This is a genomic window from Streptomyces sp. A2-16 (genome assembly GCF_018128905.1).
Lineage (GTDB): Bacteria > Actinomycetota > Actinomycetes > Streptomycetales > Streptomycetaceae > Streptomyces.
Map to the genome: position 1 here is coordinate 8,770,244 of NZ_CP063808.1, position 18,071 is coordinate 8,788,314.

Consider the following 18,071-nt stretch of genomic DNA (forward strand, 5'->3'; position numbering starts at 1 on the left):
CCCGCTGCCGTGAAGCAGCGGGGCCTTCGCCCACATGGGGTTGTCCCCGGAGGGACGAGTGGAGATGGCGGGAATCGAACCCGCGTCCAACGGTGCAGAATCAGGGCTTCTCCGTGTGCAGTTCGCTGCGATTTTCTCGGCCCCGGCGATCACGCGAACAAGTCGCCGACGGGCCCAGTCACTGTTTGATTTCCCATTGAACCCCGTGACCGGGCTCAATGGTTTAGTCCCCTAGATTATGCCAGGGTCCGGGTCGGGAACACCCCCGGGCTGACACCCGTTAGGGCCTTCACTCACTGCTTATTAGGCAGCGAGGGCGAAGGCGCGGGAATCGCTCTTGGAATTGGCGATTATTGGTTGCGACATATGGTTAACGAGATCATTGCCGCTTCCTCGACACGCTTCCCCTGCTTCAACAGCCGCTGTCGAAACCGATCATCCCCATGTTGTGTTTTCAATGCGCCCACCGACCACGGCCGGTGTTGACTCCATCGTACGTGACCAACGCACGCCGATGCCACCGTATTCCCGGCGGCCTCGCCCTACTGGCCCCGCTCCTTGCGCTTGGCCGCCGCGATCGCCCGGTCCGACTCCCGCCGGTCCTGCTTCTCGCGCAGCGTCTGCCGCTTGTCGTACTCCTTCTTGCCTCGGGCAAGGGCGATCTCGGCCTTGGCCCGGCCGTTGCTGAAGTACAGGGCGAGGGGCACGATCGTGTGACCCGTCTCCTGGGACTTCGACTCCAGCTTGTCGATCTCCTCGCGGTGCAGCAGCAGCTTGCGCTTGCGGCGCGCGGAGTGGTTGGTCCAGCTGCCCTGGTGGTACTCCGGGATGTGGGCGTTGTGCAGCCACGCCTCGCCCCCGTCGATCTGGACGAAGCCGTCGGTCAGGGAGGTCCGGCCCTCGCGCAACGACTTGACCTCGGTGCCCATCAGGACCAGCCCGGCCTCGTAGGTGTCGATGATCGCGTAGTCGTGCCGGGCCTTCTTGTTCTGGGCGACGATCTTGCGCTTGCCGCCCTTCTCCCCGTCCCGCGCCTTGCCGCCCCCGCCACCCTGCTTCGGCTGGGACTCCTTCGGTACGTACATTCCCTTGCTCATAGTCCCCCCATTTTCGCACTACGAAGGGGGGCCGGGGCCAGCCCTTAATCGAGCGGCGAACGGACCGCGCCCGAGAACGCCTCTCTCAGGCGCCCAATCCCGCGATCACCGTCTCCGCCTGCTGCAGGGCCTGGTCGTCCGCCTCCAGATCCGGCGTGATCCCCCGCCCGTCCACACCTCGCCCGGACGGGGTGCGGTAGTGCCCGACGGTCAGCTCGGCGACGGAGCCGCCCGGCAGCGGGCTGGGCATCTGCACCGAACCCTTGCCGAAGGTCCGGGACCCCACGACCACCGCCCGCCCCCGGTCCTGAAGGGCCCCAGTGAGCAGTTCGGCCGCGCTCATCGTCCCGCCGTCGACCAGCGCGACCAACGCCCTGGTGGTGTCCCCGCCGGGCTCGGCGTGCAGCGCCTGCTGCTCCCCGTCGACGTCGTAGGTCGCGACCAGGCCACCGTCCAGGAAGGCGGACGCCGTGGTGACGGCCTCGGTGACCAGCCCGCCGGAGTTGCCGCGCAGGTCGAGGATGATCCCGCCGCCGGCCGGAGCCTGCCGTACGGCGTCCCGGACCTCGTCCCCGACGCCCTTGGTGAACGAGTCGATCCTGATGACGGTGATCCCGCCGGCGAGTTCCCGGACGGCGACCGAGTCCGTGGACAGACGGGCCCGCCGCACGGTCCGCGTCCACGCGTGCGTGCCGCGCTCCAGGCCCAGCCGGACCGCCGTACCGGCGGCCGCGTCGGTGGCGTCGCCGCGCAGTAAGGAGACCACCTCGGTGACCGGATGCCCGTCGACCCGCTCCCCGTCGACGCTGCGCAGCCGGTCGCCCTTGCGGATCCCGGCGGCGGCCGCGGGCGAGTCCGAACTCACCCTGGTCACCTCGATACGGCCGTCCCGCTCGCGTCGCGCCCACAGGCCGACGCCGGTGTACTGGCCGTCGAGAGCCTCCTCGAACTCCTCGTACTCGCCGCGGGAGTAGACGGCACCCCAGCGGTCCCCGCTGCGGCTGACGGCGCGCTCGGCGGCCTCCTTGGGGGGCGTGCCCTCGGCCATGGCCTCCTCGGCCGCCCTGGCCACGTCCTCGTGGTGACCCACGGGTGCGGCCGAACGAGCCGGGTCCGACGAGGACTTGCGGTCGCCGCCGTCCGCCTCGGGAAAGGAGCCGGTCGCCGCGCCGGCCACCAGCACGCTCGCGAACACCAATGTCAGGGCCGCCCCGCGGCGGATGCGGCGGGGCTGACAGAACAGATCTCGGCCCGACATGCCGGTGAGTCTAGGACAACGCAAGAGGGCCGCACGGCCGGTTGACCGTACGGCCCTCTTGGCATGCGTCACACCTTCAGGTACTTGCGCAGCGCGAAGAACGCGGCCAACGCGGGCATCAGCACGCTCGCCGCGAGAATGAGCGGCAGCTTGGTCAGGACGGCGTCCCAGCCCACGAAGTTGATCAGGTTGAGCTTGGAGGCCAGGGCCATGCCGTGATCGACGGTGAAGTACCGGCCGACGACCAGGAAGACACAGGCGAGCCCGCCCCCAATCGCGCCGGCGACGGCGGCCTCCATGATGAACGGCGCCTGGATGTAGAAGCCGGAGGCGCCCACGAGCCGCATGATCCCGGTCTCCCGCCGACGGCTGAACGCCGAGACACGCACCGTGTTGACGATCAGCAGCAGGGCGACGATCAGCATGAGCGCCATGACGCCGAGCGCGGCCCGGTTCATCAGGTTCAGCATGGTGAAGAGGTTGTCCAGGATGCCCTTCTGGTCCTGCACGGACTGCACGCCGTCACGCCCGTTGAAGGCGGTCGCGATGACCTGGTACTTCTCCGGGTCCTTCAGCTTGATCCGGTACGACTCCTGCATCTGGTCCGGGGTGAGGGACGCGGCCAGCGGGGAGTCGCCGAACTGCTCCTTGTAGTGCTTGTACGCCTCGTCCTGCGACTCGTGGATGACCGTCTCGACGACCGACATCTTCTTCAGGTCGGAGAGGATGTCCTTCTTCTGGTCCTCGGTCACCGCGCCCTTGGCGCAGTTGGGGTCCGACTCGGCGTCGCTCTTGTTGCAGAGGAAGATCGAGACGTTGACCTTGTCGTACCAGTAGCCCTTCATGGCGCCGACCTGGTCGCTCATCAGGAGCGACCCGCCGAACAGGGCGAGCGACAAGGCGACGGAGACGATGACCGCGAACGTCATCGTCAGGTTGCGACGGAGACCGACACCGATCTCGGAGAGTACGAACTGGGCGCGCATGGCGTCTTCTTCAGGCCTTTCCGGGGACTCTACGAACGGCGGTCAGTGCTGGTAGCCGTAGACGCCGCGTGCCTGGTCGCGGACGAGGCGGCCCTTCTCCAGCTCGATGACGCGCTTGCGCATCTGGTCCACGATGTTCTGGTCGTGCGTCGCCATCAGCACGGTCGTGCCCGTCCGGTTGATCCGGTCGAGCAGCTTCATGATGCCGACGGAGGTCTGCGGGTCGAGGTTGCCGGTGGGCTCGTCGGCGATCAGCAGCTTGGGCCGGTTCACGAAGGCCCGCGCGATGGCCACGCGCTGCTGCTCACCACCGGACAGCTCGCCGGGCATCCGGTCCTCCTTGCCGCCGAGCCCGACGAGGTCGAGCACCTGCGGCACGGACTTGCGGATCTCGCCGCGCGACTTGCCGATGACCTCCTGCGCGAAGGCGACGTTCTCGGCGACGGTCTTGTTCGGCAGGAGCCGGAAGTCCTGGAACACCGTGCCCAGCTGGCGGCGCATCTGCGGCACCTTCCAGTTGGACAGGCGCGCGAGGTCCTTGCCCAGGACGTGCACCTGCCCCTGGCTGGTCCGCTCCTCGCGGAGCACCAGCCGCAGGAAGGTGGACTTTCCGGAGCCCGAGGATCCCACCAGGAACACGAACTCGCCCTTCTCCACTTCCAGGGAGACATCCCTGAGTGCGGGGCGGGTCTGCTTGGGGTAGACCTTGGATACGTTGTCGAATCGGATCACGGATGCACCACGGTAGGCCGGGGGTAGATGAGCGTGACCATACGCGAACCGGGTGCGGGAGCGCAGGCGCCGGTTCGGGTTGCGTATCGGATGGGCGGTTTTGTGCCGACCTGGAATCCCATGCTTCGGCAGCGCACAGGCGGCTCCCGGAGGAACCTGGCACAGTAGGGAGGGGAACGTTCTGCGACCCGGAGGCGTTCTCCCCAGTGGACAGCATTCGCAGGAAGGGTGACGCGCATGACGTACGACCGCCTGGTGTGCGCAAACTGCGCGGCGCCCGTGAGCGAGGGCCGGTGCCCCGTGTGCCGCGCGAACCGCGAGCGGCTGCAGCAGGAGAGCCCCTTCGCCGGCCTGAACCCGATGGCCCTGATCGCCCTGCTCGCGGTACTGATCGCGGCGTTGGCGCTGCTGGCGCACCAGACCGCGTAGCCGACGGCCGAGGACATACGGAAGGGCCCGGAGCGGACACGCTCCGGGCCCTTCGTCGTACAGCACGCGCACGCTAGGATGTCGTGCGACTACCGGGTGTCACCGTCAGGCGGCAGCGCCACCGCGGCCGCCCGCCAGGCGCGGCAGGAGGCGGAAGCCGACACCGCCGGCGATCATCGTGGCGGCACCGATCACCAGGAAGGCGGTCTGGCCGGCACCGGTCTCGGCCAGCTGCTGGCCGTTGCCCTGGGCCGAGGTGTTGGACGTGGTGTCCGTGCCGGTCTCGGTCAGGGCCGAGGAGCCCTCCTCCTGGGTGGAGGTGTTGGAACCGCCGTCGGGGCTGGTGTTGCTGTTGCCGCCCCCGGCGTTGCCGTTGCCGTTGCCGTTCCCGTTGCCGTTGCCGTTGCCGTTCCCGTTGCCCGGGTCGGTCGGGTCCTCGGTGGGCTCGGTGGGCTCCTCGGTCGGGTCGGTCGGCTCCTCGGTGACCGGCGGCGTGGTGACCGGGTCCGTCGGCACCTCGGTGCCGGGGTCCGTGGGGAGTTCGGTGCCCGGGTCCGTCGGGATCTCGGTGCCGGGGTCGGTCGGGTCGTCGCCGAGGCCGGTGTCGACGTTCACGCCGACCCCGCTCTCGTCCACGCTCACACCGATCTCCAGCGCGGAAGCGGCGCCGGCGGCGGTCAGCGATGCACCGGCCGCGATCACGGCACCGGCGGCTATGCGCGCGATCCGGATCCGCGTCTTCTTCGTCATGTGGTTGCTACCCCCAGTAGCTCATCGTCAATGAGGCGGCGCTCGGGGCCGTGATCGACGGGAGAAGGTAGCTGTGTGCTCAAGTCCCCCGGTTCACATGCGCCCCAGAGATACGCATGCCGCGCTTTACCTTTCCCATTTTTCAAAGCAACGTCAAGGCCGTTGCGGGCACGATGTCCTGGTAAGCGCTCTTTGCCGGGGAAAGCGGTCTGTGAGTGTGATGTAAAACCCAGACATAAGGCAACTGCCGCCCGATGGGCGGCAGTTGCACAAGGATGGTCAAGTCGACAAAGTTACTTCTCCTGCTGCTTGCGCCAGCGAATCCCGGCCTCGATGAAGCCGTCGATCTCGCCGTTGAACACGGCCTCGGGGTTGCCGACCTCGAACTCGGTGCGCAGGTCCTTGACCATCTGGTACGGGTGCAGGACGTAGGAACGCATCTGGTTGCCCCAGGAGCTGCCGCCGTCCTTGAGGGCGTCCATCTTGGCCCGCTCCTCCTGGCGCTGCCGCTCCAGCAGCTTCGCCTGGAGGACGTTCATCGCGGTCGCCTTGTTCTGGATCTGCGACCGCTCGTTCTGGCAGGAGACGACGATGCCGGTGGGGAGGTGGGTCAACCGCACCGCGGAGTCGGTGGTGTTGACGCCCTGACCACCCGGCCCGGACGACCGGTACACGTCCACGCGCAGTTCGGACTCGTCGATCTCGATGTGGTCGGTCTGCTCGACCACGGGCAGGATCTCGACGCCCGCGAAGGACGTCTGGCGACGGCCCTGGTTGTCGAACGGCGAGATCCGGACGAGCCGGTGGGTGCCCTGCTCCACGGAGAGCGTGCCGTAGGCGTACGGCGCCTGCACGGCGAAGGTGGTCGACTTGATGCCGGCCTCCTCGGCGTACGACGTCTCGTAGACCTCGGTCTTGTAACCCTTCTGCTCCGCCCAGCGCAGGTACATCCGCTGCAGCTTCTCGGCGAAGTCGGCCGCGTCGACACCGCCGGCCTCGGCGCGGATGTTGACGAGCGCCTCACGGGAGTCGTACTCGCCGGAGAGGAGGGTGCGCACCTCCATCTCGTCGAGCGCCTTCTTGACGGCGGTGAGCTCGGACTCGGCCTCGGCACGGGTGTCCGGGTCGTCCTCCTCCTCGGCCATCTCGAACAGCACGGAGAGGTCGTCGATGCGGCCGCGCAGCGCGTCCGCCTTCCTGACCTCCGCCTGGAGGTGGGACAGCTTGCTGGTGATCTTCTGCGCCTCGTCCGGGTTGTCCCACAGGGACGGCGCGGCCGCCTGCTCCTCGAGCACGGCGATGTCTGCCCTCAGCTTGTCGAGGTCCAGAACGGCCTCGATCGACTCCATGGTCGAGGAGAGGGACTTGAGCTCTTCGGATACATCGACGACTGCCACGCCCTCCAGCCTAACGGCTGTGGCAACCGACCTCGCCCGTCCACCGTCGTCACCGGGGGCCGCCGCCCCCGGTGCCGCTCACGGCGAAGCGGGCGCCGAGTTGCCGCTGTCCTGCGGAGAGGCCCCCGCGTCGTCCCCCGACGTGGCCGCCCACACCCCGATCCCCGCGGCGACCGCCAGCAGCAGCGCCGCGGCCCCGACAGCCAGCCGGCGCCGCCGCGTGGCCACCCGGTGCCGGGCCGAACCCGGACGCGGCGCACCCGCGGCCCGGGGCGCCCGGGCGGTCCCCCGCGCACCCCCGGCCAGTTCGTCGGGCGCCGGCACCCGCATCGACGTGTGCGTGTCCCGGTTGGAGTCGGCCGGCTTCGCGCCCGGCACCAGCGGCACGGCTCCGCGCCGCACCGGCCGCCCGGAGGGGACCGGCTGCCCGTCGGAGGCGGCTGTCGGCGCCTCGCCCTCCGGTTCCTCCTCCGACTCCGCGTCCGGCTCGTCCACGTCCAGCGGGGGCATCCCGGCCAGCAGCGGCAGCAGTTCCCGCAGCCGCGTTCCCAGCTCGGACGCCCGCAGCCGCGAGGCGGGGGCCTTCGCCAGGCACTGCACGATCAGCTGCCACAGTTCGTCGGGGATGCCGGGCAACGGCACGACCGTCTCCGTGACGTGCCGCCGCAGCACCGCCCCGGGGTGCCCGCCACCGAACGGCGTGAACCCGGCCAGCAGCTCGTACAGGACGGTCGCGAGGGCGTAGATGTCCACGGAGGCCCGCGGCGGCAGTCCCTCGACGATCTCCGGCGCCAGGTAGTCCGGCGTCCCGATGATCTTCGTGGCCCGGGTCCGGCGCGGCGAGTCGATGAGCTTGGCCACGCCGAAGTCGGTCAGCAGGGCCGGGTGCGCGCCGCCGGGGCCGAGCGGTCCCTGCATGTCCAGCAGGATGTTCTCGGGCTTCACGTCCCGGTGCACGACCCCCGCCGCGTGGGCCGCGGCCAGGCCGTCCGCGACATCCGCCACGATCGCGACCGCCGCCTCGGGGGCGAGCCGTTTCTCTCGGTCGAGCCGGGTGCGCAGATCCGTGCCGCGGACCAGGTCCATGACGAGCGCGAGGTCGTTGCCGTCGACCACGAGGTCCCGTACGGAGACCACATGGGGGTGCTCGAGCCCGAGCAGCGCCGTGCGCTCCTGGACGAAGCGGCCGACGAGTTCCTGGTCGGACGCGAGATCCTCGCGCAGCAGCTTGACGGCGACGGGCCCCTCGGGTCCCTCGCCCAGCCACACCGTGCCGGCGCTGCCCCGCCCCAGGATCTGGTTGGCGGTGTACCGGCTGCCGATCTTCCGTGCCAAGACTGCTCCTACAGACGCGTGTTGTCGCTAAAGCTACGCGCCGGAGGAGCCAACCTTCACCGCGGAGACGGAAATCACCCGCCGGATGTCGACAAATCCCCAGACTTACTGCTGACCTGAGGAGTTTCCGCCCAGATCCCCGATCCACTTGCTCACGGTGTCGACGATGTCCCCGAGCTGCTGCCAGTAGCTCTTGCCGGTGCCGATCCACTCCTGGAGCGGGCTCAGCTCCCAGATCAGCCAGCTCGCGACGAAGAGGATGACGAGCGTGAACAGGCAGCCCTTGAGGCAGCCCAGACCCGGGATCCTCATCGGGTTGGCGCTGCGCTGGCGCGGCTGCCGGGGCTCGCGCGCGGGGCGCTCGGGCTGCGGCGGGGGCGCGTAGCGCTGCGGCTGTTGCGGGGCGTACTGCTGGGGCTGCTGCTGCGGCTGACGGCCGTAGCCGCCCTGCTGGGGCCGCTGCGGGGGCCGCTGCTGCCGCTGGGGCGGCTGCTGTTGCTGCGGCCTGGCGACCTGCCGCTGGGGGCGGCGGCGCAGCGGGTCCTCGTTGGGGTCGAGGTACTGGACCTGCGTCTGTTCGTTGCGGTCCCGGGCCGCGCGCAGCTGGTTCTGCCAGGGGTGCGGGTCCTCGGGTCCACCGGACTGGCCCTGCTGGCCCTGCTGCCCGTACTGGCCCGGCTGTCCGGGCGGCACCGGCGGCATGACGGCGGTCGGGTCGGCCGCACCGCCCCGGTTCGTCGGCAGTACGGCGGTGGGGTCGGCGGCGCCGACCTGGTGCCCGGGGTGGGTGTGCGGCAGGAAGCTGGTGGCGGCGTTCGGGTCGACGGCACCCGCGCCGTGCGGCAGCACCTGCGTCGGGTCGGCGGCGCCGGGCGTCTCCGGGACGGCCGCCGGGTCCGGGTCGGGCAGCAGCAGCGCGCCGACGTTCTCCGCGGCGGCGATCTGTGCCGAGTTCGCGTGCACGCCGATGCCCTCGGCGACGACACGCAGCCCGCGCGCGAGGTTCTCGGCGCTGGGACGGCGGTCCGGGTTCTTGCTCAGGCAGCGCTCTATGACCGTCCACAGCGGGTCGGGGACCGTGGAGGGACGGCGCGGTTCGGCGCTCAGGTGCTGGTGCAGGACTTCGAGGGCGGAGCCGCCGGCGAACGGCGGACGGCCGGTGACCAGCTCGTACAGCAGGATCCCGGCGCCGTAGATGTCCACGGCGGAGGTCTGCGGGCGGCCCTCGGCGGACTCGGGCGCGACGTACGCGGGCGTGCCGACGAATTCCTGGGTCCGGGTCAGGCCCGGGGAGTCCGCGAGGCGCGCGATGCCGAAGTCGGTCAGCAGGGGGTGCATCTGGCCGCCGTACTGCCGCAGCAGCACGTTGGCCGGCTTGAGGTCGCGGTGGACCACGCCGTCGGCGTGGCTCGCGGCGAGGGCGTCGGCGATCTGGGCGGTGATCAGAGCGGCGCCGACCGGGCTGAAGGGGCCGTTCTCCCGCAGGTAGCGGTGCAGGTCGGGACCCTCGACCAGGTCCATGACCAGGGCGAGCAGATCGCCCTCGACGACCAGGTCACGCACCCGCACGATGTTCGGGTGGGTCAGCCTGAGCAGGACGGAGCGCTCGCGCAGGAACCGCATCACGATGTCCGGATCGCTCGCGAGCTCCTCCTTGAGGACCTTGATCGCGACGGTCTCGCCCGGCTGCCCGGGTACGGCGGCCTCGGCGCCCGCGGTCTCCCGCTGGCGGGCTCGCCACACGGTCCCCGTGGCACCGCGTCCGAGCGGCTCCTCGAGGAAGTACTTGCTGCCTACCGGCCGCACGTCATGCACTCCCTGCTGCTTGCTGTCGTTCCGACCCACTTCCGACCCACTGTAGTGCCGCTCCTCCTGGCACTACGTAAGCGTTGCCAAGCACGTTCGAAGGAAAGACGCTCCGTCCGGGTCTCCCGGTTGCCGGACGGTTGACGTGACCGATCTCAAGTGATCGTCGGCGCTGCACTGGTCAGGCACTTTTGGGGGCAGAGCTGACCAATCAAGATCACTTGCCCTCGGGCGGCGGGCGCGTTGTCAGTGGCAGGTGCGAGGATGCCTACCGTCAAGGCCGACGAACTTGGGCGCGTGCTTGTCCGCGAACTCGTCCGCGCAGAAGGGACCGCTGACGGCGATGCAGATCCGGCTGACCGTCGTAGACCCGCTGGGCCCGCCCGACCGGGCCCGGGGCCGCGCCGCGAGCTGCGACGTGCTGGTCACGGCTCCCGTCGGCACCGCGCTGGCCGCGGTGGCGACCGCCCTCGCCTCCGTGGTCCCCACCGACGGGAGCACCTCCCGCGCGGGCGAGGCCGAGCGCGGGGGCGGCCCGGTCGTGCTGTACGCGGACGGGGAGCGGCTCGACGCCCAGCGCGCCACCCTGGGCGAGCCGCCGCTGATCGACGGCGCCGTGCTGTCCGTGGGCGCCCCGGCGGCCCCCGAGCCCCACCCCGAGCTCGACGAGGCCCCCACCCAGCTCCATGTGGTCGCGGGGCCCGACGCGGGCGGCGTCCATCTGCTGCACGGCGGCCAGATCCACATCGGCCGCTCCGCCGACGCGGACGTCCCCCTGGACGACCCCGACGTCTCCCGCCTGCACTGCGCGGTCACGGTCGGCGCCGACGGCCGCGTCTCGGTGGCCGACCTGGACTCCACGAACGGCACGACGCTGGACGGCGCCCGCGTGGGCACGCGCCCGGTCCGCTTCCCCCCGGGAGCGCTCCTGAGGATCGGTGAGTCGGTGCTCCGGCTGTCGCCGAGCGGAGGGCGACGGCTCGGGACGGAACCGGACGGCGAGGGCCATGTGCGCGTGACCCCCGGCGGGGACGGCCCCGCGCAGGGCGACGAGCGGGGCCCCGGAGGCGCGGACGCCGCGCGGACCGGCCGCGGCGGGCAGACGCAGAGCGGAGGCCGGGCACCCGCCCCGGCAACGGCGAGCGGGTCGGGCAGTGCCGGTCATGGCACGGGCGTGATCGGGGCGCGCGGGGGTTCGGAGCGTGCCGCCGGATCCGGCACGGCGGGGTTCCGCCCCGGCGCCGGTCAGGCTGCGGGCGGCGCGTCCGCCCCGGTCCCCGCACAGGCCGAGCGTTCGCCCCGAGCGCGGGGCAGGGTGTCGGCCGGCGCCTCGGACACGGGGTCGGCCGAGGGCTCGGCACGCGCGCGGGGCGGCCGTGACACAGGCGACGCCTCGCCCGGTGCACCCGCCGACCGGACCCATCACGCCTACGGCTCCGCGAGCTGGGGCGCGTCGGGCGGCGGCCCCGAGACCACCGGGGCGCAGGGCCACGGCCCCACCGAGCCGTCGTTGGTCGTACCGGGTCAGGGCGGCGCACCCCGGATCGAGCGCCGGGCCGACACCGGCGGCGTTCCCGGCGGGGACACCCACGGCGGCCGGTCCGGACCGGGCTCCTTCGAAGTGACCCGCACGACCGCCGTCCCCCCGCCCCCACCGGCCGACCAGGCCCCGCCCTCCGCGACCGCCGTCCCCGACGGCCCCTACGCCCCTGCGGCCGACGCCCCGGACGCCCCCGCCACCGACCGCCGCAAGGGCACCCCCCTGCGCGGCACCGACGTACCGCAGGGCGTGCGGCGGCGCGGCGGGCTGTCCGCGTGGGCCCGGCGACTGGCCGGCGGGCGGGGCGAGCAGGAGATGCCCGAGCGGGACGAGGCGTACGACGATGCGGCCGCGCCCGTCGCCCCGGTGCCGTCGGCCACCGCGGCCCAGGTGCCCGAGGTCTGGCCCGATCCGGCGGCCCTGCTGCTGACGGCTCTGGGTCCCGGCGCGCGTCTGTGGGAGCGCGGGCCCGGGCATCCGGAGGCCCTCACCGTGCGGCTCGGCACCGCCGACCGGGCGGCCCCCGACGGCTCGGGGCTGCTGCCGGCCGTTCCGGTCACCGCGGATCTGCGCGAGGCCGGCGCACTGGGCCTGGCCGGTCCGCGCGCGCGGCTCGCCGGGCTGGCCCGCGCGGTGGTGGCCCAGCTCGCCGCCCTGCACGCGCCCGAGACCCTGGAGATCGTCCTGATCAGCACGGACCGCTCCCGGTCCGCGCAGGAGCGCACCGCCGAGTGGTCCTGGCTCGGCTGGCTCCCCCATGTCCGCCCCGGGCACGGCCAGGACTGCCGGCTGCTCCTCGCCCACGACCGCGAACAGGCGGCGGCCCGTACCGACGAGCTCCTGCGGCGCCTGGACGACCACCTGGCCGACGCGACGCTCGCCCCGGCCCGCGGGCCGATCCCGGCCGCCCGTTCCGGCGCCTCCCAGGACCGCCCCCGCACCACCGCCCGACGGCCCTCCTGGGCCCGGGACGACGCGGAGGACGAGACGGGCGGCGGCTTCCCGGGCCCCTACACCGTGGTCGTCGTCGACGGCGATCCCGGCGGCGCGGATCTGCGCAAGGCGGTGGCGCGGCTGGCGGCGGAGGGCCCCCGGGCCGGCATCCACATCGTGTGCCTGGCCGAGACGGCCCCGGCCTCGCCCGCCTCTCCGGTGACCGAGACCTACGAAGCGGCGTGCGCGGCGGCCCCGACGTTCCGCGAATGCGGCGCGGTCGGCCTGCTCAGCGGCGACGTGGCGACGGCACTGCGGCTGATGCGGGTGGCCCGGGCGGGGGTCCCCGCGGAGACGGGCCCCGGTCCCGACGACACCGGTGCCGCCGCCCATCGCCCCGTGCCCGACGGCACCGGCACCTCCCGCGACCGCACGGAGCCCGGCCGCCCCGACTCCGACGCCTCCCGCCCCGGCACCGCCCCGTCCCCGGTCGGCGCACGCCACGCGGAGGCGCCCCGCAGCGGCGCAGGGGCCCGCACCACCGGCGCGGGCACGCGCGGCGACACCGACACCCTCCACCTCACCGCCGCCCCCGTCCCGGCCCCGGTCGGCCACGGCACGGTCGCCGCCGTGGACGCCGTCTCCGCCGCCTGGGCCGAGCGGTTCGCCCGGGCGCTGGCCCCCCTGCGGACGGACGGGACCGCCGGCGCGGGCCACGCGCGCGTGTCCTCGCCGTTGCCCCAGTCGGCACGGCTGCTGGACGAGCTGGGTCTGGCCCGGGCCACCCCACCGTCGCTGATGACCCGCTGGGCGGACGCGGCCGACGACCCGGAGTCGCTCGGCGGCCGGGCGTGGGCCGTGCTGGGGGCCGGACCGCGCGGCCCGGTCTGCGCCGACCTCGTGGCCGAGGGCCCGCACCTGCTGATCGAGGGCCCCGCGGGCAGCGGCCGTACGGAACTGCTGCGGGCGGTCGTCGCCTCGCTGGCCGCGGCCGAGCGCCCCGACCGCCTCAGCGTCGTCCTGATGGACGGCCGGGACAGCGTCGGCGCCGGGGGTGCCGGGGGTGCCCCCTCCGGAGCGGGCGGCCACGGCGAGGGTCTGCACGTGTGCACGGACGTACCGCATGTGACCACCCATCTCACCGCCAACGACCCGGTCCGGATGCGGGAGTTCGCCCAGTCCCTGAGCGCCGAGCTGAAGCGGCGCGCGGAGCTGCTGGGCCGCTCCGACTTCGCGGAGTGGCACACCGGACGGGAGCTGTCCGGCCGTATGGTCGCCCAGCGCACGGCGTCCCCCCGGGGCACGGCCGGCACCGCGGGCGCCGGCACCGCGGGCGCCGGCGGCGACCCAGCCGCCGCCGACCTCGACTCACCGCCCAGCTCCACGATCCGCCTGCGCCCCGGGGCGGCCCGCCGCAGGACGGAGACGGCACCCCCGCTCCCCCGGCTCGTCGTGATCGTGGACGACCTCGACGCCCTGGTCTCCCCGCCGCTCGGCTCCCCCGGCCGGCCGGCCGCCGGCTCGGTCATACGCGCGCTGGAGGCGGTGTCCCGCGAGGGCGAGCGCCTGGGCGTCCACCTGGTGGCCGCGACCGGCCCGGGCGGCCGTACGGCGGAATGGGAGGCGGCCCGCCGGGCCACCCTCCGCGTCACCCTGGACGCCCAGGCCACCGGCCCGGACGAACCGGCGCCCGGCCGCGGCCGGCTGACCTGGTCCGACGGCCGGGTGACGGCCTTCCAGGCGGGCCGCGTCACGGGCCGTATCCCCCGTACGGCGACCCTGCGCCCGACGGTCGTTCCCCTGGAGTGGGAGCGCATGGGCGACCCCCCGACCCGCCGCCCGGTCCGCGAGCTGGGGAACGGCCCGACAGATCTTGCTCTGCTCGCCAGCGCATTGGAACGGGCAGCGAGGGAAGTCGCAGCAGCAGAGGTGCCGTCACTGCTTTAGCCCAATCAGGCTGCCCCTCTTTGTCGTGTGCCCGGACGCGCCCGTACTGGTCACGAGGCCGCAACGATCTCCCGCTTGACAGCCGACGCGCCCTTGCCGACCCCGTTCTCCCGGCGTAGACCAGTTCGCACGGGACACCCTCAACGTTCGACGAGGAACGAGGAACGGGGACGTGATGCGCAGCACGAGCAGCACAAACCGCAAGCCCAGGGCAGCGAGGACCGCGGCGGCCGCCCTCGCGGCAGCCCTCGCCCTCTCGCTCTCCGCATGCGGCGGAGACGACGACAAGAGCAGTGACACGGGCGCGACCGGCGGCAAGGAGACCGGCACCGGCGTCACCCTCCCCAAGCTGAACGGACAGAGCCTCCAGGTGGCCGCCGTCTGGAGCGGCGAGGAGCAGGCCAACTTCAAGAAGGTCCTCGCGGAGTTCGAGAAGCGCACCGGCGCCAAGGTGACCTTCGTGCCCGCGCAGGACCCGATCGTCAACTTCCTCGGCTCGAAGGTCGCGGGCGGTCAGCCGCCGGACGTTGCGATGCTCCCGCAGCCCGGCGCGATCAAGCAGGCCGTGGACAAGAAGTGGGCGAAGCCGCTGGGCGCGGAGGCCAAGGCGGAACTCGCCAAGAACTACTCGCAGGGCTGGCAGGACATCGGCAAGGTCAACGGCACCCAGTACGGCGTCTACTACAAGGCCGCCAACAAGTCCCTGATCTGGTACAACGCCAAGGTCTTCGAGAACGCGGGCGCGACCGAGCCGAAGACCTGGGACGAGTTGCTGACCACCGCGCAGACGGTCTACGACTCGGGCGTGACCCCGTTCTCCGTGGGCGGCGCCGAGGGCTGGACCCTGACCGACTGGTTCGAGAACGTCTACCTGTCCCAGGCCGGCCCGGAGAAGTACGACCAGCTGGCCAAGCACGAGATCAAGTGGACGGACCCGTCCGTGAAGGACGCCCTGACCACGCTGGCCCAGGTCTGGGGCAAGAAGGACTACGTCGCGACCGGCGCGCTCCAGACGGACTTCCCGGCCTCGGTGACCCAGACCTTCACCGGTGGTGACCAGCCCAAGGCGGCGATGGTCTACGAGGGCGACTTCGCGCAGGTCAACATCCAGACGGCCAAGGCGGAGGTGGGCACCGACGCGAAGGTGTTCCCCTTCCCGAAGGTCGGTGACACCGCCCCCGTGGTCTCCGGCGGCGACGCGGCGGTGATCCTGAAGGACTCCAAGGCGGCGCAGGCACTGGCCACCTTCCTGGCCTCCCCGGAAGCGGCGACGATCCAGGCCAAGCTGGGCGGCTACCTCTCGCCGAACAAGAGCGTCGACATCTCGGCGTATCCGAACCCGGTGCAGCAGAAGATCGCCAAGGCCCTGATCGAGTCGGGTGACGACTTCCGCTTCGACATGTCCGACCAGGCCCCGCAGGCCTTCGGCGGCACGCCCGGCAAGGGCGAGTGGAAGGCGCTCCAGGACTTCCTGGCCAACCCGAAGAACGTCGCGGGCACCCAGGCGAAGCTGGAGGCCGACGCGGCGGCCGCCTACGGGAACTGACGCGATGACGTCGGCCACCGAGGCAGGGGTCCCACCGACCCCTGCCTCCCCCAAGTCGCGCAAGAGCGTGACCGGCACGCGCAGGACCGTGGCAGCGCTGTTCCTGCTGCCCGCCCTCGTGCTGCTGGGCGCACTCGTGGTCTACCCGATCGGGTACTCGATCGTCCGCAGCTTCTACAACCAGTCGGGCGACGGCTTCGCCGGGATCGACAACTACAAGGCCCTGTTCACCGACGACGGCATCCGCACGGCCCTGAAGAACAACGTCATCTGGGTGGTGTTCGCGCCGACGATCGCCACCGCTCTCGGTCTGATCTTCGCGGTGCTGACCGAGCGGATCCGCTGGGGCACGGCGTTCAAGCTGGTCGTCTTCATGCCGATGGCGATCTCGATGCTGGCGGCGGGCATCATCTTCCGCCTCGTCTACGACCAGGACCCGGACAAGGGGTTCGCGAACGCGGTGTGGGTGGGCGTGCACGACACGTTCGTGCAGTCCTCGTCGTTCCCGAAGGCCCACCCGGGCCGGGACTCGCCGCTGGTGGCCCAGGGCGGCGGCTTCATCACCAAGGCCACGGTCCAAACCGGCGGCACGGTCACGCTGCCGCTCGTGGGTGTCGCCCCGGAGCAGATGCCTGGCGACGCCAAGAAGGCCGTGGCGCCCCAGGCGGACCCGGGCCGGATCACCGGCACCACCTGGCAGGACTTCACCCGCGGCAAGGGGGTCGGCAAGCTCGGCGGGGTCGACCCGAGCGAACTCGGCTACCCCGGCATGAAGATCGAGGCGGTCAAGGACGGCAAGGTCGTCGAGACGGCGAAGGCGGGCGACGACGGCACGTTCTCCTTCTCGGAGAAGGCCGACGGGGCTCAACTACGGCTTCCGGCGAGCAACTTCAAGGAGGCCTACAACGGCCTGGACTGGCTCGGCCCGTCGCTGGTGACGCCGTCGATCATCGGGTCGTACATCTGGATGTGGGCCGGTTTCGCGATGGTGCTGATCGCGGCCGGGCTCGCGGGCATCCCCCGCGAACTCCTGGAGGCGGCCCGGGTGGACGGCGCGAGCGAGTGGCAGGTGTTCCGCAGGGTCACGGTCCCGCTCCTCGCACCCGTCCTCGCGGTCGTCACCGTCACCCTCATGATCAACGTCCTGAAGATCTTCGACCTCGTCTACATCATCGCCCCCGGCTCCTCGCAGGACGACGCGAACGTCCTCGCGCTGGAGCTGTACCGCAAGGGCTTCTCCGAGGACCAGCCGGGCATCGCGAGCGCCATCTCGGTGTTCCTGCTGCTGCTCGTCATCCCGGTGATGTGGTTCAACATCCGGCGGCTCAGGCGGGAGGTACGGCGATGACGACCCAGGCCGAAAGGCTTCCCGAGACGGCGTCGGCCGGGGACACGAAGGTGAAGCAGTCCCTCGGCTCACGGCTGGTGGAGCGGGTCAGCGGGGGCGTGATCAGTGTGCTCCTCGTGCTCGTCGGCCTGTTCTGGCTGGTTCCGACGATCGGCCTGCTGATCTCCTCGCTGCGCAGCCCCGAGGACATGACCGCGAGCGGCTGGTGGACGGTCTTCACCAAGCCGTCCCAGCTCACCCTCGACAGCTACGACAAGCTCCTGCACAACAGCGACATCACCGGCTCCATCGTCAACACCATCCTGATCACGGTCCCGGCGACGATCCTGGTGATCGTCATCGGCGCGCTCGCGGGTTACGCGTTCGCGTGGATGGACTTCCCGGGCCGCGACTGGTGGTTCATGGGCGTGGTCGGTCTGCTGGTGGTGCCGGTGCAGGTGGCGCTGATCCCGATCGCCGAACTCTTCGGCAAGCTCGGCCTGTTCGGCAACATCTTCGGCGTGGTCCTCTTCCACACCGGCTTCGGCCTGCCGTTCGCGGTGTTCCTGCTGCGGAACTTCTTCGCCGAGATCCCGCGCGAACTCCTGGAGGCGGCCCGGCTCGACGGTGCGGGTGAACTGCGCCTGTTCGCAAGGGTGGTGCTGCCGCTGGGCGCGCCCGCGATCGCGAGCCTGGGCATCTTCCAGTTCCTGTGGGTGTGGAACGACATGCTGATCGCCCTGGTGTTCACGGACGCCGACAGCCAGCCCATCACGGTCGCCCTGCAGACCCAGATGCGTGCCTTCGCCGACAACGTCGACGTGCTGGCACCAGGCGCGTTCATCTCCATGGTGATTCCGCTGATCGTGTTCTTCGCGTTCCAGCGGCAGTTCGTCTCCGGTGTGATGGCGGGCGCGGTCAAGTAGCCCGTACGGAAGCCGACTTGAGGGGGCGGGCCGACACCGGCCCGCCCCTTCGCGTTCGCCCG

13 protein-coding genes and 1 other RNA gene are annotated in these 18,071 nt (G+C 71.7%); 5 read left to right on the forward strand and 9 right to left on the reverse strand.

Going from position 1 to position 18,071, the window contains the following annotated elements; genetic code table 11:
* Positions 1-56 precede the first annotated feature (56 nt).
* The 5 genes from ssrA to ftsE all read right to left on the reverse strand — a co-directional run bounded on the left by ssrA (position 57) and on the right by ftsE (position 4,073).
* Positions 57-443, reverse strand: a transfer-messenger RNA (tmRNA) gene (gene ssrA, locus IOD14_RS39345).
* Positions 444-542: 99 nt separating this feature from the next.
* Positions 543-1,085 (reverse strand): SsrA-binding protein SmpB, encoded by a 543-nt coding sequence (gene smpB / locus IOD14_RS39350; protein ID WP_123992672.1) that lies wholly within the window; start codon positions 1,083-1,085, stop codon positions 543-545.
* Positions 1,086-1,182: 97 nt separating this feature from the next.
* Complete coding sequence (locus IOD14_RS39355; RefSeq protein ID WP_174269148.1) at positions 1,183-2,355, reverse strand: S41 family peptidase; 1,173 nt, start codon at positions 2,353-2,355, stop codon at positions 1,183-1,185.
* A gap of 68 nt (positions 2,356-2,423) precedes the next feature.
* On the reverse strand, positions 2,424-3,341 hold the full coding sequence (gene ftsX / locus IOD14_RS39360) for a permease-like cell division protein FtsX (protein ID WP_123989664.1): 918 nt from the start codon (positions 3,339-3,341) through the stop codon (positions 2,424-2,426).
* 42 nt (positions 3,342-3,383) lie between these two features.
* Positions 3,384-4,073: a cell division ATP-binding protein FtsE gene (gene ftsE / locus IOD14_RS39365; RefSeq protein ID WP_007382424.1), complete on the reverse strand. Its 690-nt coding sequence runs from the start codon at positions 4,071-4,073 to the stop codon at positions 3,384-3,386.
* A 237-nt stretch (positions 4,074-4,310) separates the two neighbouring features.
* Between ftsE and IOD14_RS39370 the strand changes: the two genes are divergently transcribed.
* A complete protein-coding gene (locus IOD14_RS39370; protein ID WP_123989665.1) occupies positions 4,311-4,502 on the forward strand; it encodes a hypothetical protein in 192 nt (63 codons plus the stop codon).
* A gap of 105 nt (positions 4,503-4,607) precedes the next feature.
* Here IOD14_RS39370 and IOD14_RS39375 read toward each other — a convergent pair whose 3' ends face one another.
* The 4 genes from IOD14_RS39375 to IOD14_RS39390 form a co-directional block, all read right to left on the reverse strand.
* Positions 4,608-5,252 carry a hypothetical protein gene (locus IOD14_RS39375; RefSeq protein WP_212672800.1) on the reverse strand — a complete coding sequence of 215 codons (645 nt, stop codon included), beginning with the start codon at positions 5,250-5,252 and terminating at the stop codon, positions 4,608-4,610.
* A gap of 293 nt (positions 5,253-5,545) precedes the next feature.
* Positions 5,546-6,649: a peptide chain release factor 2 gene (prfB, locus tag IOD14_RS39380; RefSeq protein ID WP_123989667.1), complete on the reverse strand. Its 1,104-nt coding sequence runs from the start codon at positions 6,647-6,649 to the stop codon at positions 5,546-5,548.
* Between the two features lie 78 nt (positions 6,650-6,727).
* On the reverse strand, positions 6,728-7,984 hold the full coding sequence (locus IOD14_RS39385) for a serine/threonine-protein kinase (protein WP_212672801.1): 1,257 nt from the start codon (positions 7,982-7,984) through the stop codon (positions 6,728-6,730).
* Between the two features lie 105 nt (positions 7,985-8,089).
* A complete protein-coding gene (locus IOD14_RS39390; RefSeq protein ID WP_212672802.1) occupies positions 8,090-9,790 on the reverse strand; it encodes a serine/threonine-protein kinase in 1,701 nt (566 codons plus the stop codon).
* A 343-nt stretch (positions 9,791-10,133) separates the two neighbouring features.
* Between IOD14_RS39390 and IOD14_RS39395 the strand changes: the two genes are divergently transcribed.
* The 4 genes from IOD14_RS39395 (at position 10,134) to IOD14_RS39410 (ending at position 18,009) form a co-directional block, all read left to right on the forward strand.
* Positions 10,134-14,210, forward strand: a complete 4,077-nt coding sequence (locus IOD14_RS39395) for an FHA domain-containing protein (RefSeq protein WP_212673495.1) — start codon at positions 10,134-10,136, stop codon at positions 14,208-14,210.
* A gap of 175 nt (positions 14,211-14,385) precedes the next feature.
* Positions 14,386-15,756, forward strand: a complete 1,371-nt coding sequence (locus tag IOD14_RS39400) for an ABC transporter substrate-binding protein (protein ID WP_123992674.1) — start codon at positions 14,386-14,388, stop codon at positions 15,754-15,756.
* Positions 15,757-15,760: 4 nt separating this feature from the next.
* Positions 15,761-17,104: a sugar ABC transporter permease gene (locus IOD14_RS39405; RefSeq protein ID WP_123989671.1), complete on the forward strand. Its 1,344-nt coding sequence runs from the start codon at positions 15,761-15,763 to the stop codon at positions 17,102-17,104.
* A complete protein-coding gene (locus IOD14_RS39410; protein WP_123989672.1) occupies positions 17,101-18,009 on the forward strand; it encodes a carbohydrate ABC transporter permease in 909 nt (302 codons plus the stop codon). The genes IOD14_RS39405 and IOD14_RS39410 overlap by 4 nt, the downstream gene beginning before the upstream one ends.
* Positions 18,010-18,071: the final 62 nt, after the last annotated feature.

What these genes read in the sequence shown, in the direction of transcription:
- ftsX (WP_123989664.1), bottom strand. Translation starts at nt 3,341, where the DNA reads ATGCGCGCCCAGTTCGTACTCTCCGAGATCGGTGTCGGTCTCCGTCGC.
- IOD14_RS39375 (WP_212672800.1), bottom strand. Translation starts at nt 5,252, where the DNA reads ATGACGAAGAAGACGCGGATCCGGATCGCGCGCATAGCCGCCGGTGCC.
- IOD14_RS39395 (WP_212673495.1), top strand. Translation starts at nt 10,134, where the DNA reads ATGCAGATCCGGCTGACCGTCGTAGACCCGCTGGGCCCGCCCGACCGG.
- IOD14_RS39405 (WP_123989671.1), top strand. Translation starts at nt 15,761, where the DNA reads ATGACGTCGGCCACCGAGGCAGGGGTCCCACCGACCCCTGCCTCCCCC.
- IOD14_RS39410 (WP_123989672.1), top strand. Translation starts at nt 17,101, where the DNA reads ATGACGACCCAGGCCGAAAGGCTTCCCGAGACGGCGTCGGCCGGGGAC.
- IOD14_RS39400 (WP_123992674.1), top strand. Translation starts at nt 14,386, where the DNA reads ATGCGCAGCACGAGCAGCACAAACCGCAAGCCCAGGGCAGCGAGGACC.
- IOD14_RS39370 (WP_123989665.1), top strand. Translation starts at nt 4,311, where the DNA reads ATGACGTACGACCGCCTGGTGTGCGCAAACTGCGCGGCGCCCGTGAGC.
- smpB (WP_123992672.1), bottom strand. Translation starts at nt 1,085, where the DNA reads ATGTACGTACCGAAGGAGTCCCAGCCGAAGCAGGGTGGCGGGGGCGGC.
- IOD14_RS39355 (WP_174269148.1), bottom strand. Translation starts at nt 2,355, where the DNA reads ATGTCGGGCCGAGATCTGTTCTGTCAGCCCCGCCGCATCCGCCGCGGG.